14 protein-coding genes and 1 pseudogene are annotated in these 17,013 nt (G+C 44.4%); 8 read left to right on the top strand and 7 right to left on the bottom strand.

Annotation, left to right across the window (positions count from 1 at the left end):
* Positions 1-6: 6 nt before the first annotated feature.
* Entirely contained in the window at positions 7-1,104 is a 1,098-nt protein-coding gene (nrfD, locus tag HOP38_RS09500; protein WP_198557937.1) for an NrfD/PsrC family molybdoenzyme membrane anchor subunit, read from the bottom strand.
* Positions 1,101-1,868: a sulfate reduction electron transfer complex DsrMKJOP subunit DsrO gene (gene dsrO, locus HOP38_RS09495; protein ID WP_198557936.1), complete on the bottom strand. Its 768-nt coding sequence runs from the start codon at positions 1,866-1,868 to the stop codon at positions 1,101-1,103. Before dsrO ends, nrfD begins: the two co-directional genes overlap by 4 nt.
* A gap of 170 nt (positions 1,869-2,038) precedes the next feature.
* Between dsrO and HOP38_RS09490 the strand changes: the two genes are divergently transcribed.
* The 8 genes from HOP38_RS09490 to HOP38_RS09455 all read left to right on the top strand — a co-directional run bounded on the left by HOP38_RS09490 (position 2,039) and on the right by HOP38_RS09455 (position 13,330).
* Complete coding sequence (locus HOP38_RS09490; protein ID WP_198557935.1) at positions 2,039-3,874, top strand: sensor histidine kinase; 1,836 nt, start codon at positions 2,039-2,041, stop codon at positions 3,872-3,874.
* 17 nt (positions 3,875-3,891) lie between these two features.
* Positions 3,892-4,494, top strand: a complete 603-nt coding sequence (locus HOP38_RS09485) for a response regulator transcription factor (RefSeq protein ID WP_198557934.1) — start codon at positions 3,892-3,894, stop codon at positions 4,492-4,494.
* A 353-nt stretch (positions 4,495-4,847) separates the two neighbouring features.
* Positions 4,848-6,233: a short-chain fatty acid transporter gene (locus tag HOP38_RS09480; protein WP_006071757.1), complete on the top strand. Its 1,386-nt coding sequence runs from the start codon at positions 4,848-4,850 to the stop codon at positions 6,231-6,233.
* 954 nt (positions 6,234-7,187) lie between these two features.
* Complete coding sequence (locus HOP38_RS09475; protein ID WP_006071752.1) at positions 7,188-8,162, top strand: autoinducer 2 ABC transporter substrate-binding protein; 975 nt, start codon at positions 7,188-7,190, stop codon at positions 8,160-8,162.
* Positions 8,163-8,240: 78 nt separating this feature from the next.
* Positions 8,241-9,734 (top strand): sugar ABC transporter ATP-binding protein, encoded by a 1,494-nt coding sequence (locus HOP38_RS09470; protein WP_006071751.1) that lies wholly within the window; start codon positions 8,241-8,243, stop codon positions 9,732-9,734.
* Positions 9,727-10,725, top strand: coding sequence for an ABC transporter permease (locus tag HOP38_RS09465; RefSeq protein ID WP_198557933.1), 999 nt, complete (start codon positions 9,727-9,729; stop codon positions 10,723-10,725). Before HOP38_RS09470 ends, HOP38_RS09465 begins: the two co-directional genes overlap by 8 nt.
* Positions 10,725-11,684, top strand: coding sequence for an ABC transporter permease (locus HOP38_RS09460; RefSeq protein WP_198557932.1), 960 nt, complete (start codon positions 10,725-10,727; stop codon positions 11,682-11,684). Before HOP38_RS09465 ends, HOP38_RS09460 begins: the two co-directional genes overlap by 1 nt.
* 11 nt (positions 11,685-11,695) lie before the next feature.
* Entirely contained in the window at positions 11,696-13,330 is a 1,635-nt protein-coding gene (locus HOP38_RS09455; RefSeq protein ID WP_198557931.1) for an FGGY-family carbohydrate kinase, read from the top strand.
* Between the two features lie 72 nt (positions 13,331-13,402).
* Here the strand turns inward: HOP38_RS09455 and HOP38_RS09450 are convergent.
* The 5 genes and pseudogenes from HOP38_RS09450 to HOP38_RS09430 form a co-directional block, all read right to left on the bottom strand.
* Positions 13,403-13,831 (bottom strand): annotated as a pseudogene (locus tag HOP38_RS09450) (site-specific integrase); the annotation flags it as partial.
* A gap of 230 nt (positions 13,832-14,061) precedes the next feature.
* Positions 14,062-14,340, bottom strand: a complete 279-nt coding sequence (gene rplY / locus HOP38_RS09445; RefSeq protein WP_006071740.1) for a 50S ribosomal protein L25 — start codon at positions 14,338-14,340, stop codon at positions 14,062-14,064.
* Between the two features lie 167 nt (positions 14,341-14,507).
* Complete coding sequence (locus tag HOP38_RS09440; RefSeq protein WP_063606199.1) at positions 14,508-15,869, bottom strand: ATP-binding protein; 1,362 nt, start codon at positions 15,867-15,869, stop codon at positions 14,508-14,510.
* Entirely contained in the window at positions 15,862-16,518 is a 657-nt protein-coding gene (locus HOP38_RS09435) for a response regulator transcription factor (protein ID WP_198557930.1), read from the bottom strand. The genes HOP38_RS09440 and HOP38_RS09435 overlap by 8 nt, the downstream gene beginning before the upstream one ends.
* A gap of 14 nt (positions 16,519-16,532) precedes the next feature.
* Positions 16,533-16,946 carry a PepSY domain-containing protein gene (locus tag HOP38_RS09430; RefSeq protein WP_031497177.1) on the bottom strand — a complete coding sequence of 138 codons (414 nt, stop codon included), beginning with the start codon at positions 16,944-16,946 and terminating at the stop codon, positions 16,533-16,535.
* Between the last annotated feature and the right edge of the window lie 67 nt (positions 16,947-17,013).

The following is a 17,013-nucleotide window of genomic DNA, read 5'->3' as shown; positions in this document are numbered from 1 at the left end:
CTTAAATCAGTGTTGGTTTAGGGTAGTGGAGTTGATGTTCTGTTTAGGCTGAACAAGCTCAGAGCAAAGTAACGCAAGAGCAATCCACAGGCCAAACATACCTATAATCCCGAGTAAGCCATTGCTGCCCACAGGAAGGTGATAAGGGTAAGGACCAACATCAAATTTCGCGATGGTTTGTACTTCCATCATGGTGACCCAGCGAACACTCCATGCGCTGGCAAGGCAGATAAAGGACACGATAAGCAAATAGAAAAAATGTGTTTTGCTGTCGCGTAGGCAGAAGAGTGACAACAGTATGTTGGCAACAAGCAGAACGGTAAGCAGTGCAATTTTATTAACCCACTGCGAGTTGGCATAAAGTGAAAACGCGGAATTATTCGATGCCCAAAGAGGGATTAATATGAGGGCTAATACGCTACTCAATATCATAGTCTGTTTCACTAGACGGGTATCTCCCAATGACAGTGCTTTCGGTCTTGAGGGAATAAGGAGCAGAATTAGTAGAGTGAAGCCAATTGCTGCTGAGAAAGCTGTGACGAACCAAATGAGTGGTGAGGCAGGTTGATTCCATAATGGACGAGACTGAACAACGGCTATCTCTGCGCCGGTATAGAGAGCAATTGTCAAACCAGAAATCACGGTGGTAATGGCTGCACTCATCATTAGTTTACGGCTGGTGGTCCATTGCCCTAGTGATAACTTAGCAAAGAGTCGTAGCAGTTTATTGTTCTGATGTTGCAGCGCCACTAGGTCATTTCGAAGATAAAGCCAAGCTGTCGCTATCGCCAATAACGAAAATAGAGGTAGAAAAATCGAACCTAAAGACATCCAAGACCAAGGTGTGAAGTGTGTGTAAAAATGCCAAGCTCTACCTGGTTGATGTAAGTCTCCGGTTAAGGCAAGTGGGCCAACAATCGCACCGATGGCTAAGGTCAGTGCTAAAGCAGCACGCAAATGATGGCTGGTATGAGATTGAAACGTGAGAGCAATCAAAAACAAAATGGCTGAGGCATAGGCTGAGCCAATGTAAAAAAAATACTGTACCGCCCACGGGAGCCATGCGATAGCCTGAGGTTGAACTAGAACTTCAGTAATGTTCATACTTGCTCTCCTTGTGGTTCGTAAATAGCGGGTTGACCTTCAATGTGCTGAGTAAAACGTTCAATCATGCCGATATAAAACACGTGGGGATCGGTTCCTTCTTCCGGTTTTAATACCTTAATATCGTCACTATGCTCGCTCATTAAGCGTCGAACTTCGCTGTGGGGATCATTCAGGTCACCAATGACACGTGCACCTCCAACACAAGTCTCGACACAGGCAGGTAGTAAGCCTTGCTCCAGCCTATGTGCACAGAAGGTACATTTATCTGCAGTCAAAGTGTCTTCATTGATAAAACGCGCGTCGTATGGACATGCTTGAACGCAGTAAGCACAGGCAACACAACGACTGTTATCAACCATGACGATGCCATCTTCACGTTGAAAAGTAGCTTGAACTGGGCAAACTGCTACGCAAGGCGGGTTATCGCAATGGTTGCAAAGGCGCGGCAGCATAAAGGATTTCACTTCTTTGGTAGCGGTTGAACCGTCATCCAAAGTGACTTCATACTGTTTTACCGTGGTTCGGAACTGACCAATAGGAGCTTGATTTTCGATACTGCAACCGACTGTGCATGCTTGGCACCCTACGCATTTGCGAAGATCGACAATCATGGCAAATCGTTTTCCAGTTTGGCCTTTTCGGTTGGGTTCCTGATTGTTCCTTATAACTGTACTGGCGGTAGCTGTACCAACGCCTGCAACAGGGATAAGTGCAGCGCCAGCTGTAATGGCGCTAAGAAAGCGACGTTTGGTGGAATCCATAACTCACCTGCTAAGATTAATGAAAGCCTGTTGGTATTGTCAGAATTGTTACTCGCTGTCGATATAGTGGATTTCCACATACCACGATCAAAGTTGATCTAAGACAAATGCCGAAGTGCCTCTATTGCTGCTATTCTGGTGCTCTAAATCTTAAGGATTAAAAACAATTCATGGTGAGAAGCACGCTACGTTGGGTTCGTTTATTGATGGTTATCGTTGGCACGATAACTGGAATTGCCTATGCAGGGCAGCAAGACCAAGGGACGAAGATAGATTCAACAACTAAGGCACAAGTGGATGTAGGGGTCTTAGCTATCAGAGGGCATTTATATGCTCAGCAACGTTGGCAGCCGACTATTGACTGGTTAAATCAACAGATCCCTGCCGCGCATTTTGTGCTGCATCCTTTAGATCTTGATGGAATGGCGCAATCGGTTAGAGAGCAGCGCATGGATTTCGTTTTAACGAATCCAGGGCAAGCCGTTCAATTAGGTCGTCAATACCCATTATCGTGGATAGCGACGATAGTAAGTCAAGCGCCAGAACGCTCAAACTACGGCATTGGTTCGGCTTTGGTTGTTCGGTCTGCCTCCCCATATAAGACACCAAGTGACGTTGCAGGTTTATCGATTGCTGCTGTTTCTAAAGATGCTTTTGGTGGATATCTAACGATGCGATACCAAGTTCTAACCGACGGAGGCGATCCTAATAGTTTCTTCTCCGATGTGCGCTACTTGGGGTTTCCAATTGATGCCAACCTATATCAACTTCGTGATAAGGCGGTAGAAGCGGCGGTTGTACCAGCGTGCTTGTTGGAACAAATGGAGAAGGAAGGATTGATAGATAAAGGGTTGTTGCGTGTGCTGAACCCTCTTGAACAAACGCATTCATCATGTGCTGTTTCTACACCTCTGTATCCTAACTGGTCGTTTGCAAAAACTGAACGCGGCTCATCTCAACTCGCCAAAGAAATCAGCCGAGCTTTGCTTGCTATGCCTGCTGACAGCCCAGCTGCGATTGCCTCAAAAGCGTCAGGCTGGACTTCTCCGGTTAGTTTACTCTCCATTGATAAACTATTTCAGGCTATGGATTTGCATCCGCTTCAGCAGCCTTGGTGGAAGGAAGCGATTCGTTGGTTAAGATTGCATCAAGAATGGGCATGGACACTGTTTTTATTCGTGATTGTATTGAACGTGTATCACTTTTGGCTTGAATATCGTTTTAGCAAGAGTAAACACGATTTAGAACAGACATTACTGCGCCTCAAAGAAAAAAGTGAAATGTTAGAACATACACAGAGAGTTGCGATTATTGGTGAATTAGGCAGTAGTTTGGCACATGAAATTAACCAACCATTAGCTGCCATTCGAAACTACAGTGAAGGTGGCTTGCTGCGCCTTGCCAAAAAGCGTCCTCCAGAAGACATTGTGCCAGTGTTGGAAAAAATCCAAGACCAAGTTGAGCGCGCCGATGCAATTATCAGCAGACTAAGGGATCTCATAAAGAAACGTGCGATCGCGAAGACAGAATGTGATGTTGAACAGTTGCTAGGGGATAGTATCGAGCTACTTAAATATCGATTAGACAAAAATGGTATTGAGACGGTTCGGAGTACAGAAGGGCAACAACGACTCGTCAATGTTGACGCGGTGGGTATACAACAAGTACTTGTTAACGTGATCAACAATGCTATTGAGGCCTGCTCAAAGCTTGCTGAAAAACAACGTGACTATAAAGGAACGATAGCTCTTCATACTGAGTATCAATCTCAAATGTTATCTATTCGAATCGCAGACAACGGCACTGGTTTGGAGCAAGATAACCCGACGCAAGCTTTTATAAGCAGTAAAAAAGATGGCCTAGGGTTAGGCCTGGCAATATGCCGCGATGTAGTGGAGATGCACAACGGAGAGTTACAAATACAATCAACGCAGCCGCATGGCTGTTTAGTCGTGATTACTTTGCCATACCATCCACCAGCAGACACCATGCTCACCGACGAGTAGCCAAGGAGTGATATAAATTGTGTGATAACCAACTGCCTGTATACGTCGTTGATGATGACGAATCTGTCAGAGATTCATTGGCGTTTATGCTTGAAGAGCACGACTTTAATGTAACCAGCTTTCCTGATGGTGTGACTTTTTTAAATAGCGCTGATATCCAGCAAGCGGGTTGTGTGATTTTAGATAGTCGTATGCCAAAGCTTCGCGGCCAACAAGTACATCAAATCCTGACAGAAGCACACAGTCCACTCGCGGTTATTTATCTGACGGGACATGGTGATGTTCCAATGGCTGTAAATGCCTTACAGTCTGGAGCCGTCAACTTCTTCCAAAAGCCAGTGAAAGGTTCAGAGTTAGCTCAAGCGATAGTCCTAGGGTTGGCTCAGTCATCTGCCAACCTAGATACAATGGAAGCAAAAAACGCGTATGCGTCGCTAACACCGCGAGAAAAAGATATTCTGCGCTTGATCATAGCCGGAAAGCGCAATATTCGTATTGCTGATGAATTGTGTATCGCTATGCGGACGGTGGAAGTTCATCGAGCCAGTTTACTAAGAAAATTCAAAGCAAAAACGGTGGCTGAGTTGGCGTTTATTTATGGTTTGACCAAAAACAGCTAGTCGACACAACTGCTTGTCCGCTGGGAATAGTTCGTACTACGTCTGTCGACTCAACCTCTTCGCGGCGCAGCGCCGAAACGCTATATCCCAGGGATTTAGCATTTCGGTAACTCTTTGTGAATACGCTAGTTTATACGAGTTCTAGTAAATTGCCTGAGGGATAAAGATTATTCTAGAGTAACTGCTATACCTGTCTCATTTCTATTTCCTGTTTATGCAAAGCTACTTCCTGAAATTGGCTCTATCAAAGATAAAATAAATGCGTTGCAATAATGTGAGAAATGTTAATTAGAAGTGGAGCTTATAGGCTTCATAGGTTGGGAAAGATTTTCCAAGGATCTAAGGAGATAGACATGTCTACCCAAACACTTTCACACAAACCCGTAGGGTTAATGCAACGTTTTGCTTCGGCTTGTACCACTCTTGTACAGCGATTTTTACCAGACCCATTCTTATTTGCCGCCATACTAACCTTTGTTGTTTTCTTGGTCGCCATGCCGGTTACAAAACAAAATCCGCTACAGATGGTTGATGCTTTTGCTGGTGGTTTTTGGAAGCTACTGGCGTTTAGTATGCAGATGGCGTTGGTTGTCGTAACAGGGCATGCTATGGCATCCGCCCCAGTATTTCGTCGCGGACTAAGTTCATTAGCACATTCTGTAAAGACACCCGGTCAGGCAATATTGTTAGTAACCACGGTGTCAGCTGTATCTTGTTGGGTAAACTGGGGTTTTGGGCTGGTGGTAGGTGCAATTTTCGCCCGTGAATTAGCCATCAGGGTTAAGGGTGTAGACTACCGTTTATTGATTGCTTCAGCTTACACTGGTTTCCTTTTCTGGCATGCTGGTTTATCAGGTTCGATTCCACTGGCGTTGGCATCCGGCAGCAACCTTGAAGCAGTAACCGCAGGGGCAGTTCTATCGCCTGTTCCAGTTAGTGACACGTTATTTGCTAGTATGAACTTGGTTATTATTGCGGCGTTGTTCGTGACACTCCCGCTTTTGAACCGCTCTATGCATCCAATGCCCAATGAAGTCATCACTATTGCTCCTGAAACACTAGATAATGAGGTGAAGACAGATCAAGACGAGTCGGCTGAATTGACGCCTGCCGCTAGGCTAGAGAACAGTGTATGGGTGAGTCGTCTTTTGGCAGCATTGGGCTTTACGTATGTGATCAGTTATTTCTACGAAAATGGCTTCGCACTCAACCTTAATATCGTTAACTTTATTTTCCTGTTTACCGCGATTCTATTGCACGGTACACCTAAAAGGCTCATAGCAGCAGTAGCGGAAGGGACAAGAAACACTAGTGGGATCTTGCTTCAGTTTCCATTTTACGCGGGTATTATGGGGATGATGGTAGCAAAAGGACCTGAAGGCAGTTCATTGGCAGGGGCAATGTCAGATTTTTTCGTCAATATTTCTAATGAGCAAACCTTTCCACTCTTTACCTTTATTAGTGCTGGTATCGTTAACTTTTTTGTCCCTTCTGGCGGAGGCCAATGGGCGGTACAAGCGCCAATTATGATGCCTGCTGGTGAAGCATTAGGTGTGCCGGCTGCTAAAACTGCTATGGCCATCGCGTGGGGTGATGCGTGGACCAATATGATTCAACCTTTTTGGGCGTTACCTGCACTCTCTATTGCTGGCTTAAGCGCTCGAGATATCATGGGTTTCTGTCTTGTCTCTCTGTTTGTTTCTGGCGCTATTATCGCAATGGGTTTGTTATTATTCTGATTCAATCTGGTCGCAGTATTTCAGTCTACTAAGACTACGCCACGCTGAAAGGGCAGTGCTGCGGCCCTAGTCTGATGTTCTATCTGCTTCTGATAGAGATGACACAGAAAATCGATAGTGATATTGCAAGATGTTTATAGAAATTTGAGTCTTCGGCATGAGCCGAGTTGGAATTGTGATTGAGGAACTGAATAAGAGTACTGCAATGTTTGTTTTAAACATTAAGTAATTTAGTTTTAATGGTTTTTGAAAACCCCAAGAACGCTGAAACCCCGATGCTGGTAGCATTGTGCCTCGTTTCCTTTTTTTATTTTAGAACCAGACAATTACCGACGTTTGTTAGATTTTTCTTCACCCGTAAAATGCGGTTTTGCCTCCTTTAAAATCAATGAGTTACAAGAGCAAAATCACTATGTAAATACACGCTAATATAGTGGTTTTTATTATGAGATTTCCGGAATGTTTTCTCTATGGGATGGCGTACGTTTAATACGTCATTTTTCCTAATTATCACCGTCGCTTTATTACATATTGACGTGTTCTTTCTTTTGTCTTGCGAGAACCGTTTAGCATTGGCATCACGGATATGTGCAATCCATGTTATTCTTTCATAAATTAAAAGTGACTTAAATCAAGCTTTTATCAATTCATTACTCAATATAACCCACCTATACCGTTTCATGTTCCTGCTGAAGAAAATCAAGGTCACAGATGTTTAATATTTGTTAGTAAAAAGATCTTTTTGTGTTATCGGATAGGCTTGATTGGTGTGGTTAAATGACGATGGCTTTACCAATTAACATGATATTAACGTAATGATTCATAAGAATTATCATTAACGTGCTTTGATCACATATTTCTGGGGTGGCAACAATTGCCTATTGAATTGCGCGTTAACATTTTCTCATCGATTCCCCCTATAACCCCCTACAGATAACAAAAGGATTGATGAAGATGAAAAAGGTCATATTGAATGCGGCGGCTTTGTCGCTCGCTCTCGCTACTGCTGGAGTACATGCCAAAGATTACGAAATCGTAAACGTGGTGAAAGTATCTGGGATCCCTTGGTTTAACCAAATGAATAAAGGAATCGAACAGGCAGCGACAGATTTCGGCGTTAATGCTCGCCAACTTGGCCCATCAACACCAGACCCTGCTCAACAAGTAAAAATCATTGAAGATTTAATTGCTAAGGGTGTGGATGCGATCACTGTTGTTCCAAACGATGTCACTGTACTTGAGCCTGTGTTCAAAAAAGCACGTGAGAAGGGGATCATTGTATTGACTCACGAATCTCCAGATGGACACGGTGCTGACTGGGATATCGAAACTATTGATAACCAAGCTTACGCTAAAGTTACAATGGACGAGCTTGCTAAGAACATGGATAAGAAAGGTGGATATGCCATCTATGTTGGTTCATTAACTGTGCCTTTACATAATAACTGGGCCAACCTAGCAATCGATTATCAGAAAAATACCTACCCAGATATGTACGAAGTGACGAGTCGGATGCCTGTCGCTGAAAGCATCGATCAATCTTACGCTGCTACCAATGATTTAATGAAAGCTCACCCAGATATGACGGGTATTATTTCTTATGGTTCATTAGGGGGTATTGGTGCCGGTGAAGCCATCAAGAAGAAACGTGCGAAAGACAAAATCAGTGTCGTCGGTATTTTAATGCCAAGTCAAGCGGCACCATATCTCATGCGTGGAGAAATCGATAAAGGCTTCCTATGGAATCCTGCCGACGCAGGTTACGCCATGGTTGCCGTAGCCAAGCAAATGCTTGACGGGAAAAAAGTGGAAGACGGTGTAACGGTAGAAGGTTTAGGTAAAGCTGAAATTGATACCGAAAAACGCGTAGTGAAATTCAATAAGATCCTTGAAGTCGACAAAACCAACGCTCGTGAGCTGGGTTTCTAATACTCCTCTCAGTTCAATTTAAAGACAGTAATAATGTGGGGCAGTGCAAAGCTGCCTCCTTGATTTCAGGAAACTCATATGTCTGATACTCCTTTTATTACGCTTAAGCAAGTGTCCAAGCACTTTGGTTCCGTCAAAGCGCTGGATGGCATTAACCTCACATTTAATCAAGGTGAAGTTCACTGTTTAGCGGGCAAAAATGGTTGTGGTAAAAGCACGCTGTTCAAAGTCATTTCGGGTGTTCACGCTCCGGAAGATGGTGCGGAGATTTTACTGGGTGGAAAGTCCTATTCACGTTTAAACCCTCAGCAATCCATCGAACATGGTATCCAAGTTATTTATCAAGATTTATCGCTATTTCCAAACTTGACCGTTGCGGAAAACATTGCCATTCAAGACCACGTTAAGTGGACAAAGGGATTAGTTAGCCAAAAACGAATTAAAGAGATCGCAACTACAGCCATGGCGAAAGTGGGTGTGACACTGCCCTTGGATAAACGTGTTGAGCAGCTTTCAATTGCAGCCTGCCAATTAGTGGCCATATGTCGAGCAATGGCTTCTGATGCCAAATTAATGATTATGGATGAGCCCACTGCTTCATTGACGCGAACTGAAGTTAACCACTTAATTCAGGTGGTCGCTGACCTGAAATCGAAAGGGGTGACCGTTGTGTTTGTTAGCCATAAGCTTGATGAAGTGATGGAGATATCCGACCGAATTACGGTAATTCGTGATGGTCGCACGGTAGGTACATATCGTGCTGAAGAGGTTGATAGTGATGAGTTGGCGTTTTTAATGACGGGCCAACGTTTCGAGTTCACTCCCTTACCTCCATACCACCAAAGTGGTGACGTGAAGCTTGAAGTAAAGAACCTAACCAAAACAGACCAGTTTAACGATGTGTCTCTTTCGGTTCATGCCGGCGAAATTGTTTCAATAACTGGCTTATTGGGGGCTGGTCGTACTGAACTGTGTATGGCTTTGTTTGGCATGACGAAACCTTGTAGCGGGCAAATATTGATTAATGGCAAAGTGACGTCTTTTTCCTCAAACAGAGATGCGATTGCACAGGGTGTCGGTTACGTTTCTGAAGATCGTATGTCGATAGGCTTGGTGATGGAACAAGCCATCCAAGACAATATAACGGCTTCGGTCTTGAAACGCTTACAAAAGCCATCAGGCATTCTAGACCACTTAAGAGCCGATAGACTGGTGAAAAAGCTAATTTCTTCATTGTCCATTAAAGTGGCAGATCCAAAATTACCGGTGACGAGTTTATCTGGTGGTAATGCACAGCGAATTTCGATAGCAAAGTGGATAGCTGCGGAACCAGAGGTGTTGATCCTCGATTCCCCAACCGTTGGAGTGGATGTCGCGAACAAAGAAGCGATATACGACATAGCGAAAGACTTGGCAGCTAGTGGTATGGCAATAATCATGGTCAGTGATGAAATCCCTGAAGTGTTTTACAACAGCCATCGTGTCATTGTGATGAAAGAGGGGCGTTTTACTCATGATTTCCAGCCTACGCAGTGCACAGAGCAAGACATTATGGAGGCAGTCAATGCTTGAACAATATCGAGGTCTACTCGCATCATTTAGCAAGCGACACGAATTCTATCTGTTAATCATGATTGCCTTGATTGTTGTGGTACTGACCGCTACTACGGCAGACTTTTTGACGTTAGGTAATATTTTCGACATGTCAGTGAGCTCGGCTTTGCTTGGCATTATGGCTTGCGGTCTCTTTGTAGTACTTATCGCTGGAGGCATTGATATTTCTTTTCCTGCCACAGCAGCTATCGCTCAGTATGTAGCGGCAACATACATCCTTAACATTGGCGGTAATTTCCTAATCGCTTTTGGGTTGGCGGCCATCGTCGGGATACTGTTGGGGATGATCAACGCGACGCTAGTATATAAGCTGAAGGTCCCTTCAATCATTATCACGATATCGACCTTAAACCTATTCTTTGGCTTGCTGATTTACTTTAGTAACGGTGAGTGGTTATACGGCTTTCCAGATTGGTTTATGGATGGTGTAGAGCTCTTTAGCTTTACAGGCAGCGACGGGTATGACTATGGAATGTCCCTGCCAATTTTGACGTTAATTACCATGATTGCGTTGACTTCCTTTTTAATGTCGAAAACGCGCTTAGGCCGTCAGATTTACGCGGTCGGCGGTAACGCTGATGCGGCAAGTCGCATTGGTATCAACCTCTTTGGTATCAATCTGTTTGTATACAGCTATATGGGGGCTTTGGCTGGCATCGCTTCGGTAGTGCAAACACAAATTACTCAATCAGTGGCACCAAACTCGTTGATGGGCTTTGAGCTAACGGTTCTAGCGGCTGTCGTGTTGGGCGGTACGAGTATGACTGGCGGCAAGGGAACATTGTTCGGTGTGATTTTAGGTGTGATTTTGTTAGCTGTCGTCAAAAACGGATTAACGCTGCTTGGCGTTCCTTCTTATTGGCATACGGTTGTCACGGGCTTAATCATAGTTTGTAGTATTAGCATGACTGCGATAAATGAGAAAAAACAAGCGGTACAGGGGGCATAATGGAACAAGTTTTGAACAGTCTAAAGCTGCCAACGGATAATAACATTCGTTACCTGTTGGTGATTTTGGTGGGTATTTTGTTGGTGATGGGATTCGCAAGTGGGCAAGCGTTTTTCTCGCTCGATAACCTAACATCTATGTCTTCGCAGATGCCACTTCTTGGTTTGCTCGCCCTTGCTATGGCGGTATGCATGCTGACGGGGGGGATCAACCTATCCATTATTGCAACTACGAATGCGTGTAGTTTGGTCATGGCAAGCATTATTACCCAAGCCCCCGATAGTACCATGATGTTACTCTTTGCCTTAGTGGGTGGTTTAGTGACTGCTGTGGTCATTGGACTCATCAACGGAGCTTTAATTGCTTACGTGGGGGTGTCACCGATCCTTGCCACACTCGGTATGATGACGTTGATAAATGGGCTAAATGTCTTGATTTCAGGTGGCAGCGTTATCTCTGGTTTCCCTGATGCCTTGCTCGTTATGGGTAATGGCTCTTTATTGGGGATCCCAATGCCTTTGCTCTTATTTATTGGCTTTGCGGTGGGGTTATGGGGCCTTCTTGAACATACGAGCCTTGGACGTACCATATATCTAATGGGCTCCAATGAGAAAGCAACGCGCTTTTCAGGCATCAACACCCAAAAGGCCATTCTGTACGTTTATATCATGTCATCGATACTTTGTTGGGTTGCAGCGATCGTGATGATGGCAAAATTCAACTCAGCAAAAGCCGGATACGGTGAATCCTATCTGCTAATTGCAATATTGGCATCCGTTCTTGGTGGCATTAATCCAGATGGTGGCTTTGGGCGAATCATTGGCATTGGCCTGGCTTTAATCGTGTTACAAACCCTTGAAAGTGGTCTTAATTTACTGGGAGTGAGCAGTTATCTCACTATGGCGTTATGGGGCGCTATCTTGATCCTATTTATCTTCTTACAAAAAAATAAGGCTTAACGAGGAAGTATATGAGTATTTATTTTATCGGTGTTGACGTAGGTAGTGGTAGCGCACGCGCTGGTGTTTTTGATGCAGTTGGACGTAAAGTGGGTGAGGCTAAGCGTGACACGCTCATGTTTAAGCCTCAAGCAGATTTTGTTGAGCAATCCTCTGATGATATTTGGCAATGTGTATGTTCGGCGGTAAAAGATGCCGTGTCACAAGCGAATATTGCCCCTATACAAGTCAAAGGCATAGGCTTTGACGCGACCTGTTCTTTGGTGGTTTTGGATAAAAAAGGGCAGCCTTTAAGTGTTAGCCCTACCGGACGACGAGAACAAAACGTTGTGATGTGGATGGATCATCGTGCTATCTCCCAAGCCGATCGTATCAATGCCACTGAACACCCGGTACTGGCGTATGTTGGAAACCGTATTTCTCCAGAGATGCAAACGCCGAAACTGTTATGGTTAAAACAGAACATGCCTAATACCTGGTCTAACGCAGGGTATTTCTTCGATTTACCGGACTTTCTTACTTGGAAAGCCACTTTTGATGATAGTCGATCCTTATGCTCCACTGTTTGTAAATGGACATACCTTGGCCATGAAAGTAAATGGGATAAGAGTTTCTTTGAATTGATTGGCTTAGAAGATGTATTGGAAGACAATGCCAAGCTTATTGGTGAGCGCATCCTACCAATGGGTCAGCCGGTGGGTGATGGCTTAACAATTAACGCTGCTGATGATCTTGGCCTTGTACCTGGAACTGCGGTGGGAACGTCGATCATTGATGCTCATGCTGGTGGTATTGGAGTGTTAGGGGCAGCGGGCATGACCGGGGATCAAGCGGACTTTAACAAACGTCTCGCATTGATTGGTGGAACGTCGTCTTGTCATATGGCGGCCTCTAAAACGGCACGTTTTATTGACGGTGTATGGGGAGCCTATTTCGGTGCGATGATCCCTGACTATTGGCTCAACGAAGGGGGCCAATCAGCCACGGGGGCATTAATTGACCACATTATCACGTCTCACCCCTTGTATCAGAGTGTGAAAGATCTAGCAGAAAAACAAGGAAAGACCGTCTATCAATTGTTGAATGACCGTTTGTTGGAGCTAGCAGGAAGCAAAGAAGATATCGCATTTTTGACCAAAGATATTCATGTATTGCCTTATTTTCACGGAAATCGCTCGCCAAGAGCCAACGCACATTTAACCGGCACTATTACTGGACTGAAGATGTCGAAAACGTTTGACGATATGGCATTGGCGTACTTGGCGACAGTGCAGGGTATCGCGTTAGGCACGCGTCATATTATCGAAGTCATGAATGAATCCGGCTACGAAATCGATACGATTATGGCTTGTGGAGGTGGTACCAAGAACAGCGTCTTCCTGCAAGAGCATGCTAACGCCACAGGAAGTATGATTTTACTGCCCGAGGAAAGTGAAGCGGTGTTACTCGGTTCGGCAATGCTTGGATCGGTTGCGGCTGGTTTCTATGGAGACATTCCTGAAGCAATGAATGCAATGAGTCGAATTAGTAAGAGCATCATGCCACAAACAGAAAAGAACAAACTCTTCTACGATGCGAAATACAAGATATTCCACAAAATGTATGAAGATGACCGGGAGTACAAACGTCTGATGGAAGCATTTTAACAGCAATCAGATTAGTGTTTGAGAATAAGGGGCTGAGCATTGTTGCAAGGCCTCCCATTGGGGCCCCTAAAGCTATTTGATTAAAACGGTAAGGGCTTTAACTTCATTGCACACGAGAGAGTCTGTGTTCGTGTAAATTTTAGTGGTCTTTTCATTTGCATGTGCCATACGGACAGTGGCCGATTCCCCCATTTTTTCAATGAGTCTAGCCGACAAGCCACGTATTTCGTGGTAAGTAGGCCGCAGTGGTTTATCTAAGTGCTCATACAAACCGAGCTTGTCCCTCACTTCACTAAATTCTCGACTGATAAGGTTGTAGTGTACCTGATAGGGGTGTTGGCATTCCTTGGCGACGCCTCGGGTCGCCTGAAGTGTTTTTCTGTGAACAATATATGGGCAATGAAGGCGGTCGGTTTTGGAAAGATCGACAATTTCTTTGATGGCTTCTGTGACAGGAATGGCCACCATCGCTGTATCCGAGGCTTTCGCTTTTTTATGATGATTCTAATAAGGTTTTCGAGGCTCACATAGAGACCGATAGAGGGAAGAAGTAACCATAGAAGTTGGAACAGTCAGCTTTTGTTTATTATCTTAGTTACTTAAAAACGGTGAAACCCCGATGTTGGTAGCATCGGGGTTTCGAATTTTTCAAGAATTCTTGGTTGGTAAAGCCGAGAATCTTTTTTATGCAAAAGGTTTGGATTTGATCCGAATAATTCCTTGGTAGGGAATTAGATGCGGATGAAGTCCATGTGCTCAACTTTTGGCTTGAACGCGTGACGTTGAACGTCTTGTGGCTTAACCTTAACTTCTGCGCCGTCGATCACTAGAGTGATGCCTTCGTAGAATGCTGGCTTATCCATTTGGTTGATCACGTCATCGTGGTTTAGAGCGATAGAAACAGGTGCTGCTTCACCACCGTAAACGATTGCTGGGAATTGGCCAGCGTGACGTAGGCGGCGGCTCGCACCCTTACCTAGTTCAGTACGTACTACTGCTTCGAATTTCATAGTATTTACTCTCAAAATAGTAAAATTAAAGTAACTGTTTTGACGTAGCGACCTAGTCAAAACTATAGCCGTTCCGAAGTATCGAATCGATACATTCAAAACGAGCGCGGATACTAACATTCAAATCTAGGCGGAGCAATAGCAAATCGCTTATAACGTTACAATTTTTACTCTTTTGCACGTTGCAGTTTAAGGACTGCTCGTAAACCGCCCAATTTGCTCGATTCCAAAGCTAAATCACCTCGATAGCTATGCGCCATCTCATTGACTATATTAAGCCCTAAACCGGTACCGGGAGTCGTTTCATCTAGGCGAACTCCACGTTTCAGCACTTCTTTTAGCTTCTCTTGAGGTATACCGGGACCATCATCTTCGACGATGATAGCGATCTCGTGATTATCGAGCAGTTCGGAATATACGCGGATGAAGCTGTTACCCCATTTGTAGGCATTTTCTAGTAAGTTACCAAGCATCTCGTCGAGGTCCGCTTTTTCTACGGCGACGTATTGATCGGTATCCAGTTCGCTCACCAAAGCGATATCGCGCTGAGCGTAAACCTTATCGAAAGCCAATGAAATAGCATCGACGCGTTCACTCGGAGATGACTTAACAGAGAGAATATTCATTGCGCCTGCCATTCGAGTTCGACCCAAATGGTAATCGATATGTGCTTGAATCTGCTCTATCGAGGGTTGTAGTCTTTGTCGGTCTTGTTCTGAAAGTTGGTGTAACTCATTCTTTAACACCGAGAGCGGTGTTTTGAGTGCGTGCGAGAGGTTACCTGCGTGATTACGTGCGCGCGCTAATAACTCTTGATAGTGGAACAATAAGGCATTGAGGTCGCTTACGAGTGGGGCAATTTCTTTTGGATATTGTTCGTCCAGTGTTTGTTGCTCACCCGTTTTTAATAGTTTCAGTTCTTTCTGCATCTTCCCTAAAGGTCTGAGTGACCAGCTGACTTGAACCACCACTAAAGTAAGAATACCAATGGAAAGAACACCTAAGATCAGCCAAAGTTGGCCTGTTAGTAAATTTAGGGTGTCATCGATACGATCTTCATCTTGCCCAATAATTATTGTGACGCCGTCACTTATGTCAGGTAAGAAGACTGTTCGCTTTATGGCAATAAGTTTCTCGTCTTTGGCACCGAAGTAAGTCGCTTTGTGTTTCTCATTCTTTATTCGAATGGTGCGATCCCATAAAGATCGAGAGCGTAGTTTGTCTGAACCACTGTCGACGCTCCAGTACATACCACTGTATGGCTGATTAAAGCGTGGGTCTGAAAGACGAGTTTGTAAAACCAGTTGTCCTTGTTTATTCACTTCTAGATTAGCGGCGATTTCATCCATAGTCAGTCCAAGCTTAGTTTCTAAGTCTTGACTAAGGTAATCACGGACTAGACCTGGAATGAGAATACCGGCGGCGATCATCATGGCTGACAACCACAAGGTGGCTGCCAGCAATAATCGCGTTTTTAGACTGAGTCGCTTGAACTCTGTTTTGAGCCGAGTCGCGCTAATATCAGGCATTAAGTTGATACCCTAAGCCACGTACGGTTTTGATGATTTTGGGAGCGATTTTTTTACGGATTCTACCGATGAACACTTCAATTGTGTTTGAGTCTCTATCAAAGTCTTGTTTGTAGATATGCTCGACTAACTCAGTACGAGAAATGACCTTGTCGGCATTATGCATAAAGTAAGCAACGACCTTATATTCCAGTGCGGTTAAGCTTACTGCGTTACCTTGCCACATTACTTTTGAAGTTCGTGTATCTAAGCTTAAGTCACCGACTTGCATCAACGGAGAGGCGTTGCCAGAAGCGCGTCGTAGTTGAGCTCGGATACGTGCAATAAGCTCAATCATCTCAAATGGCTTGGTAAGGTAATCGTCTGCACCAGCATTTAGGCCCTTAACGCGCTGACTTAAAGTGTCACGTGCGCTAAGAATGACGACTGGTGTGTTAATGTTTTCGTCTCGAATGCCTTTAAGTACCGTCAAGCCATCAATCTTAGGAAGTCCTAAATCCAAAACAATAGCATCCCACTCTTCTGACGTAGCGCGGTAAAGCGCATCGATTCCGTCTTGGGCAAGTTCTGGCACCCAACCTGCGCTTTCTAGAGTTTCTAATATTTGTTCACCCAGTCTTGGGTCATCTTCCACGACAAGAATTTTCATTATTGTTCTCTATTTTATTTTCTTATGACTCTTTGAAGATTATGGCCTTTGATTTCCATCATCTCCAGTGTGGTGGCGTTATATTCGACTTTAATAACATCTTGTTCATGAAGCAATTTTAGCTCGTAAATCCACTCATCGTCGTCTTCTTCTAGTTCGACTTTGATCACTCGACCATTGAGGTCGCGTTCAACCGTCGCAAACAACTCAGAAAATGGTTTGATAAGCCCTTGCTGTACAGCGTCATAGACCTCGTCTTGGTCCTCTTCAAACTCAATGCGGGCGCCATCCGGTTGCACATCCTGCACGAGGTCGTGACCACTTGGCTTGCTTGAGTCTGAGAAAAATTCGGCATGGGCGCTAAGCGGTACTGCCAATAATAGGGAGAGCGAGACGATAGATATTGTCTGTTTGGTTTTATTTAGCATGGCGGAGACCCAATATTTTCAACATAGTTAAAATATACATTTGCAAACATGAATGAAAGCTGAACAG

It is taken from the genome of Vibrio mediterranei (assembly GCF_013364395.1).
GTDB lineage: Bacteria > Pseudomonadota > Gammaproteobacteria > Enterobacterales > Vibrionaceae > Vibrio > Vibrio mediterranei.
The sequence above is the reverse complement of the archived record's forward strand: the minus strand, read 5'-3'. Positions and strand labels throughout refer to the sequence as shown.